The organism is Chryseobacterium sp. C3 (assembly GCF_014218905.1).
Taxonomy (GTDB): domain Bacteria; phylum Bacteroidota; class Bacteroidia; order Flavobacteriales; family Weeksellaceae; genus Chryseobacterium; species Chryseobacterium mucoviscidosis.
On sequence record NZ_JACLCU010000003.1, the window covers coordinates 229,076 to 245,461 of the forward strand.

Annotated in this window: 16 protein-coding genes; 4 read left to right on the top strand and 12 right to left on the bottom strand. The window is 36.4% G+C overall.

What is annotated here, in order from left to right; all coding sequences use genetic code 11:
• Window position 1: 1 nt before the first annotated feature.
• From H6W53_RS08245 to H6W53_RS08275, 7 genes are all read right to left on the bottom strand, one after another.
• On the bottom strand, window positions 2–1,243 hold the full coding sequence (locus H6W53_RS08245) for an MFS transporter (RefSeq protein WP_185205981.1): 1,242 nt from the start codon (window positions 1,241–1,243) through the stop codon (window positions 2–4).
• 293 nt (window positions 1,244–1,536) lie between these two features.
• Entirely contained in the window at window positions 1,537–3,102 is a 1,566-nt protein-coding gene (rny, locus tag H6W53_RS08250; protein WP_185144408.1) for a ribonuclease Y, read from the bottom strand.
• Between the two features lie 240 nt (window positions 3,103–3,342).
• The gene (locus H6W53_RS08255) at window positions 3,343–3,633 is read right to left on the bottom strand and encodes a cell division protein ZapA (protein WP_076393322.1); all 291 of its coding nucleotides are present in this window, start codon (window positions 3,631–3,633) and stop codon (window positions 3,343–3,345) included.
• Entirely contained in the window at window positions 3,633–3,935 is a 303-nt protein-coding gene (locus tag H6W53_RS08260) for a hypothetical protein (protein WP_076393320.1), read from the bottom strand. Before H6W53_RS08260 ends, H6W53_RS08255 begins: the two co-directional genes overlap by 1 nt.
• Before the next feature lie 138 nt (window positions 3,936–4,073).
• The gene (locus tag H6W53_RS08265) at window positions 4,074–4,856 is read right to left on the bottom strand and encodes a porin family protein (RefSeq protein WP_087710951.1); all 783 of its coding nucleotides are present in this window, start codon (window positions 4,854–4,856) and stop codon (window positions 4,074–4,076) included.
• A 3-nt stretch (window positions 4,857–4,859) separates the two neighbouring features.
• Window positions 4,860–5,591 carry a bifunctional demethylmenaquinone methyltransferase/2-methoxy-6-polyprenyl-1,4-benzoquinol methylase UbiE gene (gene ubiE, locus H6W53_RS08270; RefSeq protein ID WP_076393308.1) on the bottom strand — a complete coding sequence of 244 codons (732 nt, stop codon included), beginning with the start codon at window positions 5,589–5,591 and terminating at the stop codon, window positions 4,860–4,862.
• A 3-nt stretch (window positions 5,592–5,594) separates the two neighbouring features.
• Window positions 5,595–6,164: a hypothetical protein gene (locus tag H6W53_RS08275; RefSeq protein WP_185205983.1), complete on the bottom strand. Its 570-nt coding sequence runs from the start codon at window positions 6,162–6,164 to the stop codon at window positions 5,595–5,597.
• Between the two features lie 103 nt (window positions 6,165–6,267).
• Here H6W53_RS08275 and H6W53_RS08280 point away from each other — a divergent pair, with 103 nt between their 5' ends.
• The gene (locus tag H6W53_RS08280) at window positions 6,268–7,335 is read left to right on the top strand and encodes a 3-oxoacyl-ACP synthase III family protein (RefSeq protein WP_185205985.1); all 1,068 of its coding nucleotides are present in this window, start codon (window positions 6,268–6,270) and stop codon (window positions 7,333–7,335) included.
• 68 nt (window positions 7,336–7,403) lie between these two features.
• Entirely contained in the window at window positions 7,404–8,609 is a 1,206-nt protein-coding gene (locus H6W53_RS08285; protein ID WP_185205988.1) for a metallophosphoesterase, read from the top strand.
• A 25-nt stretch (window positions 8,610–8,634) separates the two neighbouring features.
• Here H6W53_RS08285 and H6W53_RS08290 read toward each other — a convergent pair whose 3' ends face one another.
• From H6W53_RS08290 to H6W53_RS08300, 3 genes are all read right to left on the bottom strand, one after another.
• The gene (locus H6W53_RS08290; protein ID WP_185205990.1) at window positions 8,635–9,258 is read right to left on the bottom strand and encodes a hypothetical protein; all 624 of its coding nucleotides are present in this window, start codon (window positions 9,256–9,258) and stop codon (window positions 8,635–8,637) included.
• Between the two features lie 2 nt (window positions 9,259–9,260).
• Entirely contained in the window at window positions 9,261–10,013 is a 753-nt protein-coding gene (locus tag H6W53_RS08295; RefSeq protein WP_185205993.1) for a polysaccharide deacetylase family protein, read from the bottom strand.
• Window positions 10,014–10,098: 85 nt separating this feature from the next.
• Entirely contained in the window at window positions 10,099–11,064 is a 966-nt protein-coding gene (locus H6W53_RS08300; protein WP_076393298.1) for an NAD-dependent epimerase/dehydratase family protein, read from the bottom strand.
• Window positions 11,065–11,155: 91 nt separating this feature from the next.
• Between H6W53_RS08300 and ggt the strand changes: the two genes are divergently transcribed.
• Complete coding sequence (gene ggt, locus H6W53_RS08305; protein WP_087710962.1) at window positions 11,156–12,841, top strand: gamma-glutamyltransferase; 1,686 nt, start codon at window positions 11,156–11,158, stop codon at window positions 12,839–12,841.
• A 270-nt stretch (window positions 12,842–13,111) separates the two neighbouring features.
• Window positions 13,112–14,392 (top strand): dicarboxylate/amino acid:cation symporter, encoded by a 1,281-nt coding sequence (locus H6W53_RS08310; protein WP_185205995.1) that lies wholly within the window; start codon window positions 13,112–13,114, stop codon window positions 14,390–14,392.
• A gap of 201 nt (window positions 14,393–14,593) precedes the next feature.
• Here H6W53_RS08310 and H6W53_RS08315 read toward each other — a convergent pair whose 3' ends face one another.
• Both H6W53_RS08315 and H6W53_RS08320 read right to left on the bottom strand, forming a co-directional pair.
• A complete protein-coding gene (locus tag H6W53_RS08315) occupies window positions 14,594–15,445 on the bottom strand; it encodes a diacylglycerol/lipid kinase family protein (RefSeq protein WP_185205997.1) in 852 nt (283 codons plus the stop codon).
• Between the two features lie 43 nt (window positions 15,446–15,488).
• Window positions 15,489–16,310, bottom strand: coding sequence for an RsiV family protein (locus tag H6W53_RS08320; protein WP_185205999.1), 822 nt, complete (start codon window positions 16,308–16,310; stop codon window positions 15,489–15,491).
• Window positions 16,311–16,386 lie beyond the last annotated feature (76 nt).

Sequence of the window (16,386 nt, forward strand, 5' to 3'; positions counted from 1 at the left end):
ATTATTCTGTAAATTCCAGATCTTTATCGTGAGTTTCGGAGACCGTTAATGAAGCATAAAAAGCCAGCCCGAAAACAATGAGTCCGACAATTGCTGCGCTTATAATGACCGAAAAATCTTTTTTGAAAAGATCAAATGCAAAAATCATTACAGGAACCAATCCTCGAACCATGTTCGGAACGGTGGTGGTTGCCGTGTTTCTGATATTGGTTCCGAACTGTTCCGCAGCCAATGTAACGAACATTGCCCAATATCCTGTTCCCAATCCGAGCCATACGCAGAAGATGTAATATTTTGTTTCGGTATTGGTATTTCCGAAAAGCATCAGTACAACTCCGATAATCGTAAAAATCAGCATATAGAAAATCGCCATTTTTCTGGATTTTAAAAAGTGGGAAATAAAACCGCTTGCCAGATCTCCGGCAGAAATTCCAACATAAGCCCACATTATTGCTTTTCCGGGGTTAAGATCCTTAATTCCGAGTTCCCGTGCAAACTGATTGGCTAAAACCGCCAGAATACCGATACAAAACCAAGTGGGCAATCCAATTGCTATGCATTTTAAATAGCGTATCAAACGGTCTTTATTGGTGAAAAACGACAGGAAATTTCCTTTGGAAACCGACTGATGTTCCATGGTTTTATAAATTCCGGATTCGGAAACACTGATTCTGAGAAATAAAAGCAGAATTCCCAAAACTCCTCCGATGATGTAAGAAACATTCCATCCTCCTGCTAATTCTACCGTTAACTGAGCTACAACGGCTCCCATTAGTCCGAAACCGGCGACAACGGACGTTCCGATCGCTCTTAAATTCTTCGGCAGGCTTTCAGAAACAAGGGTAATTCCTGCTCCGAGCTCTCCGGCTAATCCAATCCCTGCGATAAATCTTAATCCAGCATATTGATACACCAAATGATCTTTGGGGAAGTAAGGTAAAAATCCACAAGCAATATTCGCCAAAGAATAGACTAAAATAGAACCGAACAAAACGGAAAGCCTTCCTTTTTTGTCTCCGAAAATTCCCCAGAAAATTCCGCCCAGCAGCAAACCGATCATCTGCGCATTTAAAATAAATGTTCCGTCTACATCCGGATTCAGCCCTAAAGCTTTTAAGCTTGGAATTCTTACGATCCCGAATAAGAGTAAATCGTAGATGTCTACAAAGTAGCCTAACGCGGAAATGATAACGGGAATGGAAAAAATGTACTTCAGTTTCGAAGAGGTGGAAAGTTCTTGCATTTTGGAGTTTTAAATTTTAAGTCTGTTTAAACTTTTATTTAACCATAAAAGTAGCAAAAGATGAAATAAACTTTTATTTAAAGTATTGATTATAAATAAAAAAGATCACAATAGTTTATAAAAATCTTGATTTTTATTCTTTTGAGCACTTTGATCATTTTAGAAATTTGCTTTATTATTATCTTTTGCTACTTTTACGATTTATTCTGTAAATAGTTTAAATTTTTTTTTGCTAAAAATAAAAAACCTTCCAATTTCTTGAAAGGTTTTTATGAATTATCTTTTTCTGATTATTATCTCGCAATATTCACAGCTCTCGTTTCTCTGATTACTGTTACTTTTACCTGTCCCGGATAAGTAAGTTCGTTCTGAATTTTTTCTGAGATGTCGTACGATAACTGAGAAGCTACTTCATCATTTACTTTTCCGCTTTCTACCATTACTCTTAACTCTCTCCCTGCCTGAATTGCATAAGCTGAAGAAACTCCGTCAAAACTTAATGCTGCAGATTCTAGGTCTTTTAATCTTTGGATATATGATTCAAGAACCTGTCTTCTTGCTCCCGGTCTTGCTCCTGAGATTGCATCAGCAACCTGAATGATAGGAGACAGTAATGAAGTCATTTCCACTTCGTCGTGGTGTGCTCCGATGGCATTTACAACTTCTGCATTTTCACCGTATTTTTCCGCCCATTGCATACCTAATAAAGCGTGAGGAAGTTCAGATTCCTGCTCCGGAACTTTACCGATATCGTGTAACAGACCTGCTCTTTTTGCTAATTTTACATTTAAGCCTAATTCAGCCGCCATTGTCGCCGCGATATTCGCCACTTCTCTTGAGTGCTGTAACAGGTTTTGTCCGTAAGAAGAACGGTATTTCATTCTACCAACGATTTTAATTAATTCAGGGTGTAATCCGTGGATTCCTAAATCGATAATCGTTCTTTTTCCTACTTCAATAATTTCCTCCTCGATTTGCTTTCTTGTTTTTTCAACAACTTCTTCGATTCTTGCCGGGTGAATTCTACCGTCTGTTACCAATCTGTGAAGGGATAATCTTGCGATTTCTCTTCTTACCGGATCAAAGCATGAAAGAAGAATTGCTTCCGGAGTATCGTCTACAATAATTTCCACTCCTGTAACGGCTTCCAGAGCGCGGATATTTCTACCTTCTCTACCGATGATTCTTCCTTTTACCTCATCCGATTCGATGTTGAATACAGAAACTGAATTTTCGATTGCCTGTTCTGTTCCGATTCTCTGAATGGTCTGGATAACGATTTTTCTTGCTTCGCTTTTTGCATTAAGCTGCGCTTCTTCCATAATGCTCTGAACGTGCGCCTGAGCTCTTGTTTTCGCTTCCGCCTTCATGGTTTCTACCAATTCAGCTTTTGCTTCTTCAGCGGTGTAGTTGGCAATTTTTTCTAAAATTTCAACTTTTTTAGCGGTTGCAACATCCAGTTCCTGCTGTTTTCTTTCTAAAATTTCTGTTTTTTTAGCATAATCAGCAATCTGCTTGTCCAGATCTTTTTCAAGTTTTCCTGTTTTGCTAAGCTCATCGTTCAGCTTGTGCTCCTTATCCTTGATTCTTTTTTCTACTTCCTGCATTTTCTTTTCTCTTGCCTGAATGTCTGCATCGTGCTGAGATTTCAGTTCAAGAAATTTTTCTTTCGCCTGAAGGTTCTTTTCTTTCTTTATGGATTCAGCCTGTACATTGGCTTTTTCTATAAGGTTTTCGGCATTTTTCTGTGCATCATCTATAATAAATTTTGCTTTGGTATTCAATGAGCTTTTGGAAAAAAACATCCCTGCAGCAGCACCGATTAATAAACAAACAACGCCGATTATAACTTCTATCATAATTTATATTGAGTTTTAATTGTATTCATATTCTTTTAATTATTTTACATAAAAAAAGCCCACAATAATCCAGAGATTGAGAGTAAACTCCTAATCAACACGATTTGAACTGATTTCCATTGTCTGTAATCCGGAGAACCGGCACGCCATTCAATGGACATTTGTTCGGTAATTGTTTAGCGTTGAGTTTACCTTTAATGTGTTAGAATTATTGTAGGCAGCTTTTTCGGGAAAAAAAATCTATTTCCCTGTTTCATTATTCAACGACTGATTAATTTTCGCTAATCTTTCGTTGGTAGATTGTATTGTTTTATCGTAGTTCGCAGACACTACTTCGGCATTGGTTCCCAATTTCAGGGCACACATAGCCAAAGCATCCTGTTTGTCTCTCACATCGAAATTCTGTTCAAAATCTTTAATCATATTCTCTATCTGCTTCCCGACTTTACGCAGGGTTTCTTCCTCTGCTGCCGGTACATTCAGCGGATATACTCTTCCGGCTATATTAATGGTAATTCTTCTTACTTCCATTATAATCCACTGTTTTGAAGCTGCGCAATGCAGAAATCTATTTCTTTTACCAACCTGTTGATGTGGTTTTTCATCAGTCGGTTATGTTCAGGATTTCCTGATATTGCCGAATAAAGTTTTATATTTTTTTGTTCTTCTGCTAATACCTGATTTTTTCTTCTTTCCTCATCATATTTCTTCTTCAGTTCGTCATGCTCAACATTTAATTCCGAGAATCTTTCACTAAGATTTTTGTAATTTTTCTGTAACTGCAAAATCTTTTTTTCTAATTCTGAAAAATTGTTTTCTAAATCTTGAAGCATTTCAGGTTTTGTATATTCTAACTATTAGCAAAAATAACAAAATATTAATACTAACAAAAATAAAACGGTCTATATTTTGCCCTGAAACAAAAAAGGAGACACAAAATGCATCCCCTTGATCTATTTTATAGTAAATTTTTATTCGAATTTCAATACAAAGAAGATTGCTCTTGTCTGTAAAGTAGACATTGCAGACGTCCAGTAAGGCGGTGTTGTTGCATTATCTGCTACAATCTCATTGTTCATGATGAAAGTTCCTCTTACGGCAGGAGTCAGTTTAAATTTATTGAAATAAAACTGAATTCCCATTTCTGCAGACCAAGCAAAGTTATGCGTTGTCGATCTGAAAACCTGCTGCATATTGTCGTCTGTAGAAGTTGCATTAGACTGAAGGTTTACGATATAGTTTACCCCGGTTGCAACGTAAGGTCTGGAGTTGTACCATCTGTTTCCGTGGAATTCCAATAATACAGGAATGTCTATTAAAGTAGTTTTAATATCTCTTATTCTGTCTTTATCCGTTAATTTCATTGGGATAAAAGGATCGTTCGTCAAAGTACCTGCAGCATACTGGTCGTTGGTCTGCGTATTGAAAGTAAGCTGTCTCTGCCCAAATTGTAACCCCGGTTCCAATCTTACATCTAAGAAGTCATTCAGCCTCCATTTTGCGATTAAACCTGCACCGAAACTGTAGCTTTCTTTAGATGTAACAAGATTCTGATTGTTATACATCCCATATCTTGGATTGAGAACAATACGGTAGTCTAGTCTGTTACCACTTAAATAAAAACCCCAACTGAATTTCTGCTCGTCAAAGTCTTCCAACTTATCCATTCTGTTTCGGGTTCTGAATTGCGCGTTTGCTAAAACTGCAACATTTACTGAGGCTAAAACCAGTGCTCTTAATAAAAATTTATTCATAGGTTACTTTGTTGCTTTATAAATTGTGGCTATACCTAAACTTAGTTTTTTATATTCAACTTTTTTAAATCCTGTATCTAAAAGAATTTGTCTCATCTTTTCCCCATAAGGAAAAGCATTTACAGAATCCGGAAGGTATGTATACGCCCTGTTATCTTTGGAAACCAGTCTGCCAATTGCAGGTAAAATGTTTTTAAAATAAAACATATACAGTGGTCCCATAAACCCTTCAACCTTTGAAAACTCCAGTATATAAACACTCTTGTTATCTTTAACTACTCTTCTTAATTCTGCCAAACCTTTGGTAAGGTTTTCAAAATTCCTTACTCCGAATGCAACGGAAACCGCATCGAATCTGTTATCTTCATAGAGTAACTTCTCCGCATCTCCTTTTTGCATGGAAATTTTGCCGTCTAATTTAAGTTTTTTTATTTTAATAACGCCAACATTTAACATTTGTTGCGATAAATCTAAACCAATTACTTTAGAGCCGGTTCCTTTTTCTACGGCAATCGCCAGATCACCCGTTCCTGTAGCCACATCCAGCACTTCCTGCGGATTGTCTTTTTTCATCCATTTCACCAGTGTATTTCTCCACATGACATCAATTTTCATGGATAAAACACGATTCAGAAGATCATACTTCGGTGCAATATTGTCGAACATATCTTCTACCTGACTCTTTTTAGTAGCGTCGGTATTATAAGGCGTAATTTTGGTAATATCTTTTGTCAAAACTTAAAACTTGTAATATTCGTTATAATAATTAAGGTAATCCTGCTTTCTGAAGATCTTCGATCTCGATTCTACCTTCTGGATATTTTTGATAATCTTATCATAATCTTCGTCTACATTATAATAAAAATCATCGGTAAACAGCTTACTGAAACGTCTTGCGCCTCCAAAGTAAGGCTTTCCGTCGATGATCGTTTTATCCAATGCCAAAAGTAATGAATCTTTTTTAAGATTATATCCATAATACTGATCGTTAATATAATAATCCTGATGAGCAATATTAATAAGACCTCTTATTTTCTTTACTTCAAAAGCTGAATCAAACAAAAGTTTTTTATTTCTGTCGAAGACTTTTATAGAATTTTTCCCCTGATTAAGGTCTACAGAAACCGTCTGTCCTCCGGCGATTACACCTTCCGAACCATTATTGATTTTGTAGTAAAATGTATCTGGCGTAGGATTGTCTACTACGTAGTAATTTTTTTTGGCTAAAAAAAGGAAATAAATCCCAAAGGCTACGATAAACGCCACAACTGCAATAAGAAAGCCTTTTAAGGAAGGATTGTTTTTCATAAGATTGTAAAGTACAATTTTTGCAAATTTAGTAATATTTTTAATTCTCTGTTATTAATATTAATTATTAACTTTGCATCTTTAAAAAAAATCATATAAACGAATGCCGAATACGATCATTATTGGTTCTGGATCTTACCTTCCCAGCAGAATTATCGGAAGAGACTTTTTTCTAGATTCAGAGTTTTATTCAGAAGACGGGGTGAAGATTGACAAACCTGCTGAGGAAACGATCTCAAAATTTGTAGAAATTACAGAGATAGAAAACAGAAGATTCATAGAAGATGATCTTTCCAACTCAAAAATCGGTTACGAAGCTGCAAAAATTGCTATTGCAGATGCAAAAATAGATCAGGAGGAACTGGATTATATCATTTATGCGAGCAATTTCGGTGAGGTTACCGTAAACGGATACGCAGATTTTATGCCGACAATGGCAGCGAGAGTAAAGAACAAACTGGGCATTAAGAACAGAAAATGTGTTACTTACGATATGCTTTTCGGATGTCCGGGTTGGGTGGAAGCAATGATTTTAGCAGATAATTTAATTAAAGCTAAAGTAGCTAAAACCATTTTGGTAATCGGCGCTGAAACGTTGAGCAGAGTAACAGATCCGCATGACAGAAACAGAATGATCTTTGCAGACGGAGCCGGAGCTGTTGTAGTACAGGCTACAGATCAGGAAAATGTAGGAATCATCGCTCATAACACCATTTGTGATAACGGTTTGGAACTGGATTATCTTGCCAACGGACCGTCCATCAACAAAGATTCTGACCAGACTCGTCTGTTTGTAAGAATGCAGGGAAGAAAAATCTACGAATATGCGTTGAAAAATGTTCCTGCTGCGATTAAAGAAACCATTGAAGATGCAGGTCTTTCCATCGAAGATATCAACAAAATATTAATCCATCAGGCGAATGCAAAAATGGATTATGCGATGATCGAAAGGCTTCACAAGCTTTATAATGTGAAAGATTACGACCATTCTATCTCTCCAATGACGATTCAGGATTTCGGAAACTCTTCCGTAGCCACAATTCCTACCATGTTTGATTTAATAATTAAAGGAAAAATGGAAGGTCAATCGTTTAAAGAAAAAGGTAACATTGTAATGACTTCGGTAGGTGCCGGAATGAACATCAATGCGATCGTTTACAGATTTCCTTAACAATATTTAATTTAAAATATAATAAAGCACAGGGAAATTAATTCTTTGTGCTTTTTTTAAACTTAGTTATGCAAAGAAACTTTTTTATCATTGCGGCAGTTTTTCTTTTTCTGGAAATTTACATTTACCAGGCAATCAGAACTTTAACAGACAATAACTGGATCAAAATAGGCTATTGTATCATTTCTTTAGCAGTTTACGGTTTTTTCGCTTACGAAGTTTCCCACTTCAGCAGAGCAGACCGAAGCATGATGCGAGCACAGATTATGATCTCCCTGTTCCTGATTTTTATTCTGCCCAAAGTTTTCATCGTTTTGTTTTTATTAATTGATGATATTTTCAGAACCGGAAGTTATCTTATCGGACTTACGAGACCATCGGAGAACTTTTTCCCGGAAAGAAGAAAGTTTTTAAGCATCATGGGATTAGGTTTGGGAGGCGTTCTTTCAGCTCTTTTTATCGATGGAATTACATTTGGAAAATACCGCCATAAAGTAAGAAGGGTAAGAATGAATTTCGCGAATCTTCCCAAAAGCTTTAAAGGATATAAAATCGTACAGATTTCAGACGTTCACAGTGGAAGTTTTGCGGATCCGGGAAAGCTTCAGCATGCGATTGACTTAATCAACGAACAGAATCCCGATCTGGTTCTTTTTACGGGAGACATGGTGAATAATGTAGCCGAAGAATTCAAACCCTTCATTCCCCTGTTTTCAAAAATTAAAGCGAAAGACGGAAAATTTGCCGTTCTCGGAAACCACGATTACGCAGATTATGTGAGCTGGGATTCTCCGGAAGCCAAAAAGAAAAATCTTGATACCTTAATTGATTACGAAAGACAGGCCGGTTTTGATATGCTTCGAAACGAACACAGAATCATTGAAAAAAACGGAGAAAAAATATACATTTTAGGAGTTGAAAACTGGGGACTGAAACCTTTTCCGCAATTTGGAAGATTAGATGACGCCTTAAAAGGAGTTCCGGAATCTGCCGTTAAAATCTTAATGAGCCACGATCCTACCCATTTTGATTATGTGGTGAAAAAACACCCTGCAAATATTCATTTAACGCTTTCAGGACATACCCACGGAATGCAGTTTGGTTTGGATCTTAAAAACGTAAAATGGTCTCCTGTTCAGTACAAATACCCGAAATGGGCAGATTTATATGAAAGCGAAGGAAAAATGCTGTATGTAAACAGAGGTTTCGGAGTTTTGGGATATCCCGGAAGAGTCGGCGTTTTACCGGAAATTACGCTTTTTGAACTTGCTTAAATCACAAACACTTATTGCGTTTGATTCAAAGATATTTTTCACTCAGTTTTTCGATAAGTAGATTTGAATCAATCGCATTCTCATCAAATCTTGTTAAAACTTCACGAACCTTAGGATATTCGTCTATGAATTCAAGATTTTCGATTTGTTCTAATTTAAAGTCATTCATAATTTCCCGAAACAATTCTTCATCTACTCCCCAATATTTTATATATTTACTTTCATCAATAAATATTTCAACTAAACTTTCATCATCATTGTAGATTAGCCCAAAATTTATAAAAGCATCCTGAGTGAGTTCTTTTTTATATTGATTAATAAATTTCAAAATACTGTCTTTTTCCTCATAATTGCCATAATTTAAGCCAAAATCAATATGACCAAATAGAACAGCCGCAACTTCGGGTAATGTTTTTGAAAGCGCAACGGTTAAATTCCAAAGGTTAGAATTATCAATATTTATTTCAGCAAAAAAATCAAATCCTATCGATTCATGCTCAGAATTATTTTCTTTAAGCTTAAAAGTATATCCCTGAACAATATTTGCAGTTTTACTCTCTTCCCATCTTTTTAAGATTGAAGGATTGTTGGGAATCTCATCTTCATTTAAAAATCTTATTGTTTTGGGGAATTCCAAAGTTTTTTTCATAATTAAAAAATATAATCCTTCATACGGGAAGTAGCCATTTCTTTCTCGTTGATCCAACTCAGGAGGGCATCTAATTTGTCCTCCATTTTTTTGCCTGAATTCAGCCTTCTGTAAAAGGGAATATCAAACGGATATTTCTGAAAATCTGTAAATTGCCATGAATTAAGATAGATCAGAACGAAATCATCCTTTTTCAGGGTTTCAAAAACCATGCTCTGATAATATTTCATCGGAAGCATCTGAAATACAAAATCGTTATACGGAAGCTGACTGTAAGGAGAAATGCTTTCCGGAACAATACTCAATCCGTCTTCCTCGTTAATCTGCGTATCTCTTTTCAGACGTTTAAAAGGAAAAAGAATGTTGGCATTATCTATATTGGAAACGTAATTAAATTCCAGCAATTTTAAATCCTGCTGTGGAAGTTTATTGTCTTTCTGACGAATTCCGCGAATCTGTTTTTCTAAAAATTCCTGAGTAAATTTTTTAGCATTTTCAATTTCCGGAAGGGTAGAATTTTTATTATAAAAAGCAATTTCATGCCCTTGGAATGAAATTGCTTTTATTAAATTCTGAAGTTTTTGAGCGATCGAAATCTCTACAAAGAAACTTGCTTTAACATCATGAATGTCTAAAATTCTAAGTATTGCTTTTGTATTATCTTCTGAAATTTTCAGCCTTTCTTCATCTGAAACAGATTGTTGTTTTTTGCAGTCAGCTTCAATATTCAGAATGTTAAATGTGAACAATATCATTTAAACTAAATTTTAGATAATTTTTATAATAAATTAAAAATCAGATGTTAAAATAATTCTTATTTAAATTAAAACTTGAATTAAATTAATTTTTAGCTAATTTGATTTTCAAATTTTTAATCATGTCTTTAGTCATCTCCGAAATCCCGAAATCATAGCTTAATCCCCAGTCTTTTTTAGCTACGGAGTCATCAATTGAAGCCGGCCATGAATCTGCAATTGCCTGTCTGAAATCCGGTTTATAATCGATCTCAAATTCCGGAATTTCTTTCTTAATTTCTTCAGCCAGTTCTTTTGGCGTGAAAGACATTCCGCCTAAATTATAAGAAGATCTTACGGTAAGATTTTCTTTTGGAGCATCCATTAATTTCAGGGTTGCGTTGATGGCATCATCCATATACAACATCGGCATTCCTGTGTTTTCGGAAATAAAACTTGTGTATTTTCCTTCTTCGATGGCTTCATAAAAAATCTCAACAGCATAATCTGTAGTTCCACCACCTGCAGGAGTTTTCCATGAAATCAATCCCGGATAACGGATGCTTCTTACATCTACTCCATGCTTATCAAAATAATACTCGCACCATTTCTCACCCGCCATTTTAGAAATTCCGTAAACCGTTGTAGGATTTAGAACCACATCCTGCTCCACATTTTCTTTAGGAATTCCTTTTCCAAAAACCGCAATGGAACTCGGCCAGAAAATCTTTTGGATAAGTCCTTCTTTTGCCATTTCACAAAAATGAAGCAGGGGCTCCAGATTTAATTTCCATGCGAAAATGGGCTGCTTTTCTGAAGTACCCGACAATAATGAAGCCAAATGATAAACGGTAGTAATATCGTAGTCTTTAATCACCTGTCTTACCAATTGGGTATTGGTAACATCCATTCTTTCGTAATGACCTGCCGCGGTAATTCCCTTTTGCCATCTGTCGAGTCCCGAAGCCACAACATTTTCTGCTCCGTGAATTTCAACAAGTCTGTTTGTAAGCTCGGTGCCGATCTGTCCTAAAGCACCTGTAATAAGTATTCTTTCCGTGTGGGATTTCATTTTTAACTTTTATTTGTTGATCGAAAGCAAAAGTAAATATTTTAGACCCTATCTTAAAACAAAATCGTAAATTCGAATATAAATTTTGTAAATGAAAAAGATTATTGTTTCACTTATTTTATTTTCTACCACAATTTCAGCACAATACACAGATATTACTATTGTGAAGGAGGTGAAAGTTAAAAATAAAGGAGTGGTTGTTTCTGCGCATCCGTTGGCGAGCGAAGCAGGAGCAAAAGTGATGAAAATGGGAGGAAATGCATATGATGCTATTGTTGCCACACAATATGCACTTGCCGTTGTTTATCCTCAGGCAGGAAACATCGGCGGAGGCGGATTTTTAGTTGGTGTAAAAAACAATGGCGAAAAATTCACAATCGATTATCGTGAAACTGCGCCTAAAAAAGCAAGCCGCGATATGTACGTCGACAAAAACGGTAAAGCCAATACCGATCTTTCCCAAAACGGAAGATTAGCTGTTGGAATTCCGGGAAGTGTGGCTGGTTTTTTTGCCACTTTAAAATACTGTAAACTTCCGATGGAGAAACTAATTCAGCCCGCCATAGATCTTGCTGAAAAAGGATTTGCGATTACCGAACAGGAAGCTAACTTACTGAATAACAATAAACAGAATTTCCAGAAGCACAATCAGTCTTCCATTGTTTTTGTTAAAGATATTCCGTGGAAAGCCGGAGACCTTCTAGTTCAAAAAGATCTGGCTGAAACGTTAAAGTTGATTCAGAAACAGGGTTTGAAAGGCTTTTATGAAGGAAAAACAGCGGAACTTCTGGTTTCTGAGATGAAAAAAGGAAACGGAATTATTACTTCTGAAGATCTTAAAAATTATAAAGTTGCCGAAAGAAAAGCACTTGAATTTGATTACAAAGGAAATCAAGTGGTTTCTATGCCTTTGCCTTCGAGCGGCGGACTTCTTCTTGCGCAGATGCTGAAAATGGCAGCTTATGAAAATCTGGAAAAATATCAGCAAAACTCTACACAGGCTGTTCAGGTGATGGTGGAAGCCGAAAGAAGAGCCTATGCAGACAGAGCGGAATATATGGGCGATCCGGATTTTATTCAGGATAAAACTTCTTATCTGATTTCTGACGAATATCTGAAAAACCGATGGAAAAGTTTCAGTTTCAGTAAAGCAACTCCGAGTGCGGAAGTGGGGAAAATAACCAAACAACCTAAAGAATCTACAGAAACGACCCATATTTCAGTGATTGACAAGGATGGAAATGCAGCAGCAGTAACCACTACTTTGAATGGTTATTACGGAAGTAAGGTTGTCGTTTCGGGAGCAGGATTTTTCTTAAATAATGAAATGGACGATTTTTCCATAAAACCGGGTGTCCCGAATATGTTTGGAGCGGTTGGCGGAGAGGCAAATTCCATTCAGCCAAATAAAAGGATGCTTTCTTCGATGACTCCAACGATTGTTCTGAAAAACGGAAAACCTTACATGGTAGTCGGAACTCCGGGAGGAACGACGATTCCTACTTCTGTTTATCAGGCTATTGTTGATGTGATCGATTTTAAGCAGAATGCAAATATTTCTGTCAATGCTCCGAAATTTCACCATCAGTGGCTTCCTGAAACGGTTGCTTTTGAAAAGAATTTCCCTGAAACTACGATTAAGGATCTGGAAAAATTAGGATATAAGTCTGAAAAATGGAACCAGATCGGAAGAACAGAAATGATTCTGATTGATGACAACGGAAATATTCATGCGGTTGCAGATGGACGCGGTGATGATTCTGTGGCGGTGGAATAGTTGACGTTTTTGTAGTTAATTAAAAAAAGCTGACTCAGAAACATATTAATTAATTGATTATCAAATGTTTTTATTCGTCAAAATGACAAGAGTGAAATAATCTGGATTTTGAGATAGCTTTTTAAGATTCTTTCTTCATCAAAAATTAGAGAAAGATTTAAAGTAATCTGGTTTCGGGTCGGGCTTCGCCCGAGCCGAAACTATTCATGACATTTGTCATTATTTTAAAGCAAATTTCACTAATTTTCGGCTTTTAAAATCAATATTCTTTTGAAAGCAAAAAAAATTTACCACCAGCTTTATTTTCAGGTTATTATTGCGATTGTTGCGGGAATTCTTTTAGGAAGATTTTATCCTGAACTTGGTGAAAAGATGAAACCTTTGGGCGACGGATTCATCAAACTCGTGAAAATGATTATTGCTCCGGTGATTTTCATTACTCTTACCTTGGGAATCGCACACATGACTGACCTGAAGAAAGTAGGCAGAATTGCGGTTAAAGCCATGATCTATTTCCTTACGTTTTCAACGTTGGCATTGGTTATCGGTTTGGTGGTAGGAAATATCTTACAGCCGGGTCATGGTCTGAATATTGATCCTTCTACCCTTTCGGGCGATGTTTCTCAGTATCAGCAAAAAGCACATGAAACGACTTTAACGGGTTTCATCATGAATATTATTCCGGAAACGCTGTTCAGTCCGCTGGTTGGAGATAATATTTTACAGGTGCTTCTTGTTACTATTTTAATGGGAATAGCTTTGGTTTTAACGAAAGAAAAGAGCCAGAAAGTAACGGATTTTTTACAGGATCTTTCCACTCCCGTTTTCAAAATTGTGCATATGCTGATGAAACTGGCGCCGATCGGAGCTTTTGGAGCAATGGCTTTTACCATTGGAAAATACGGACTTCATTCGGTTTTGAATCTGATTTTTTTGGTGGGAACGTTTTATATAACTTCTGCATTATTTGTGGTTTTGGTTTTAGGCGCTGTCGCCTGGTACAACGGTTTTAATATTTTTAAACTGATGTATTATCTGAAGGAGGAGCTTTTGCTGGTTTTAGGAACGAGTTCTTCAGAATCTGCACTTCCCGGAATTATGGAAAAGCTTGAAAAAGCAGGCTGTTCAAGAGCGATTGTGGGTTTGGTGGTTCCGACTGGATATTCTTTCAATCTTGACGGAACCAATATTTATATGACGCTGGCTTCACTTTTTATTGCCCAGGCTTTAAATATCCATCTTCCGATTGAAAAACAGATCATTCTTCTTTTGGTTGCCATGCTGAGTTCTAAAGGCGCAGCCGGAGTTACGGGAGCAGGATTTGTGACTTTAGCGGCAACATTAGCGGTTGTACCTGAAATTCCGATTGCGGGAATGACGCTGATTTTGGGAATCGATAAGTTTATGAGTGAATGCCGTGCTTTAACCAACGTAATCGGAAATTCTGTTGCAACGGTAGTGGTTGCCAATTGGGAAAAACAACTGGATAAAGATCAGCTTCAATATTGTCTGGATCATCCGAATGAAGTGGAAAAAAAACTGGAGGTTTAGCCTGACATTGTTTAATCTGAAACAGATTTAGTTTTATAATGACTGCCATTCTAGCCGTGATTGAGCGGTATGTCTGAGCTCTTTTTTGGATTCGGCGGCTGTTTCGCAGCCGCCGAATCCAAAAAAAGCGAGTAGCGAAAGCGCGAAACAGCTCCTAAAATTAAATAGATAACAATTTCTTTTTTACCGGAATGACGGTTTTTAGATTAAAATCCTTAAGCTCGAAGGCTGAACTTTTACACGAACCGGAGATTTTATTTTGTTGAATTCTCCGTCGAGATGCCAGTTTTTAGTATTTACTTTAAATTCTATTTCAGAAACCGGAAGATATGTAATGTAATCATCCTGTTTCAGTTTTTTGGTAAACATTCTAAATGCAAAAAGCATGGAATAGAAGAAAGGGAATTTTTTAACGAGAACCATATCTACCAAACCATCACTTTTACTTGCATGAGGTGCGATGTAGGCGTTGTTTCCAAACTGTCGTGTGTTGGCGATGTTCACCATTAAATATTTCCCGTTGTACTGCTTGTATTTTTCGTCAAAAAACTTCAGTTTGATTGGCTTGTAGCTGAAAAAAGTTTTAAAGGAAACTTTGATGTAGTTTTTAAATCCCCGCGTTGTTTTTTCAAATTCCTTTACGACTTTACCGTCGAATCCGGTTCCGGAAACATTGATGGAAAGTCTTTCATTTACAGTGAACGTATCAATCTTTCTGGAATTTTTGGTTTTGATCTTTTCCAACAGTTCGTCCAGATTTTTGCTGAACTGGGTTTCGTTGGAAAATCCGTTTCCGGAACCTGCCGGAAAAATCGCCAGAATTTTTTCTGTGTTGATGAGATTTCTGGCTACGGTAGAAATGGTTCCGTCGCCTCCGATGGCTACAAAAATATCCACGGTATTAAAATGATCCTGAATAAACTGATCGGTTCCGGGAATGGATTCCGAGATGTAATACAAAGGATCTTTCACCTTTGCTTTCAGTTCGTTAAGAAAAGGCTGATAATTTTTTTTCGCCGAAAAAGGATTGATGATGAAAGCGACTTTTTCCATTAGTGCAAAAATAAAAAATGCTTCCGATGTGGAAGCATGATTGTTATTTAATTTTCATTCTTTTCATAAATTCTGGAGTAAGAGTTCCTTTAAGCTCTGTCCAGGAAACAGGGATTATAATATCTCCTGCTGCAAAAGCTGTAATTTCGTACGGACTGTAATGGAAATACAGATTTTTGTCATCGAAATAAAAATTTTCCGTCGCCGGAATTTTGTCTACCAAAAGCATTTCAGAATTATTAACTTCTCCTTTATCATCTGTTGTTCCGCTGTTAGTCTTGTTGATATTTTTCATTAAAAGGGCTTCCAGTTTTTCTTTCGGCATGGAAGTAATGTCTTTTAATTCAAGCTTTTTATTGTTTTGAAGATCAAAAACTCTTTCGGAATAACCATAATTATCGTGCGCTCCTCCTTCATATGAAGCCCAAAAGTATTCGATCTGGAGATAATCGTTGATATTGGATTTTACTTTCATTCCCGTATCCGAATACCATTCCTGAGAGAATGAAATATCTGAAATCCAGTCTTTTGAATCTTTTCTGATGTTATTAAAATATTCGTTTTTGCTTTTCTGAAGATAATTCAGCAATCCTTCTCTGGAAAAATCGCCAATATTTTTTTCTGTAAAATAAATGCTGTCTAATAATTTTTTATCCTTAACTGTCGGGAACAGCAACATTTTGGAAGTATATTTAACGGTTAAAGAATCGCTAAGCTTAGTTGAATCGCTGATTTTCACGGAATCTACTGTAAACATTTCGGGAGCTGCAGCTTCTGTTTCATTTATATTATTGCTTTCCGTCTTTTTACAGGCAGAAAAAATAAAGAAAGAAGAAAGTGCCAAGACAGCAATGGTATTTTTCATAATTCTGATTTTCCTTCTTCAATGCAAAAACCATTCAAAAAATGAATGGTTTGAGATTATTTTTGAAAAAAAATTT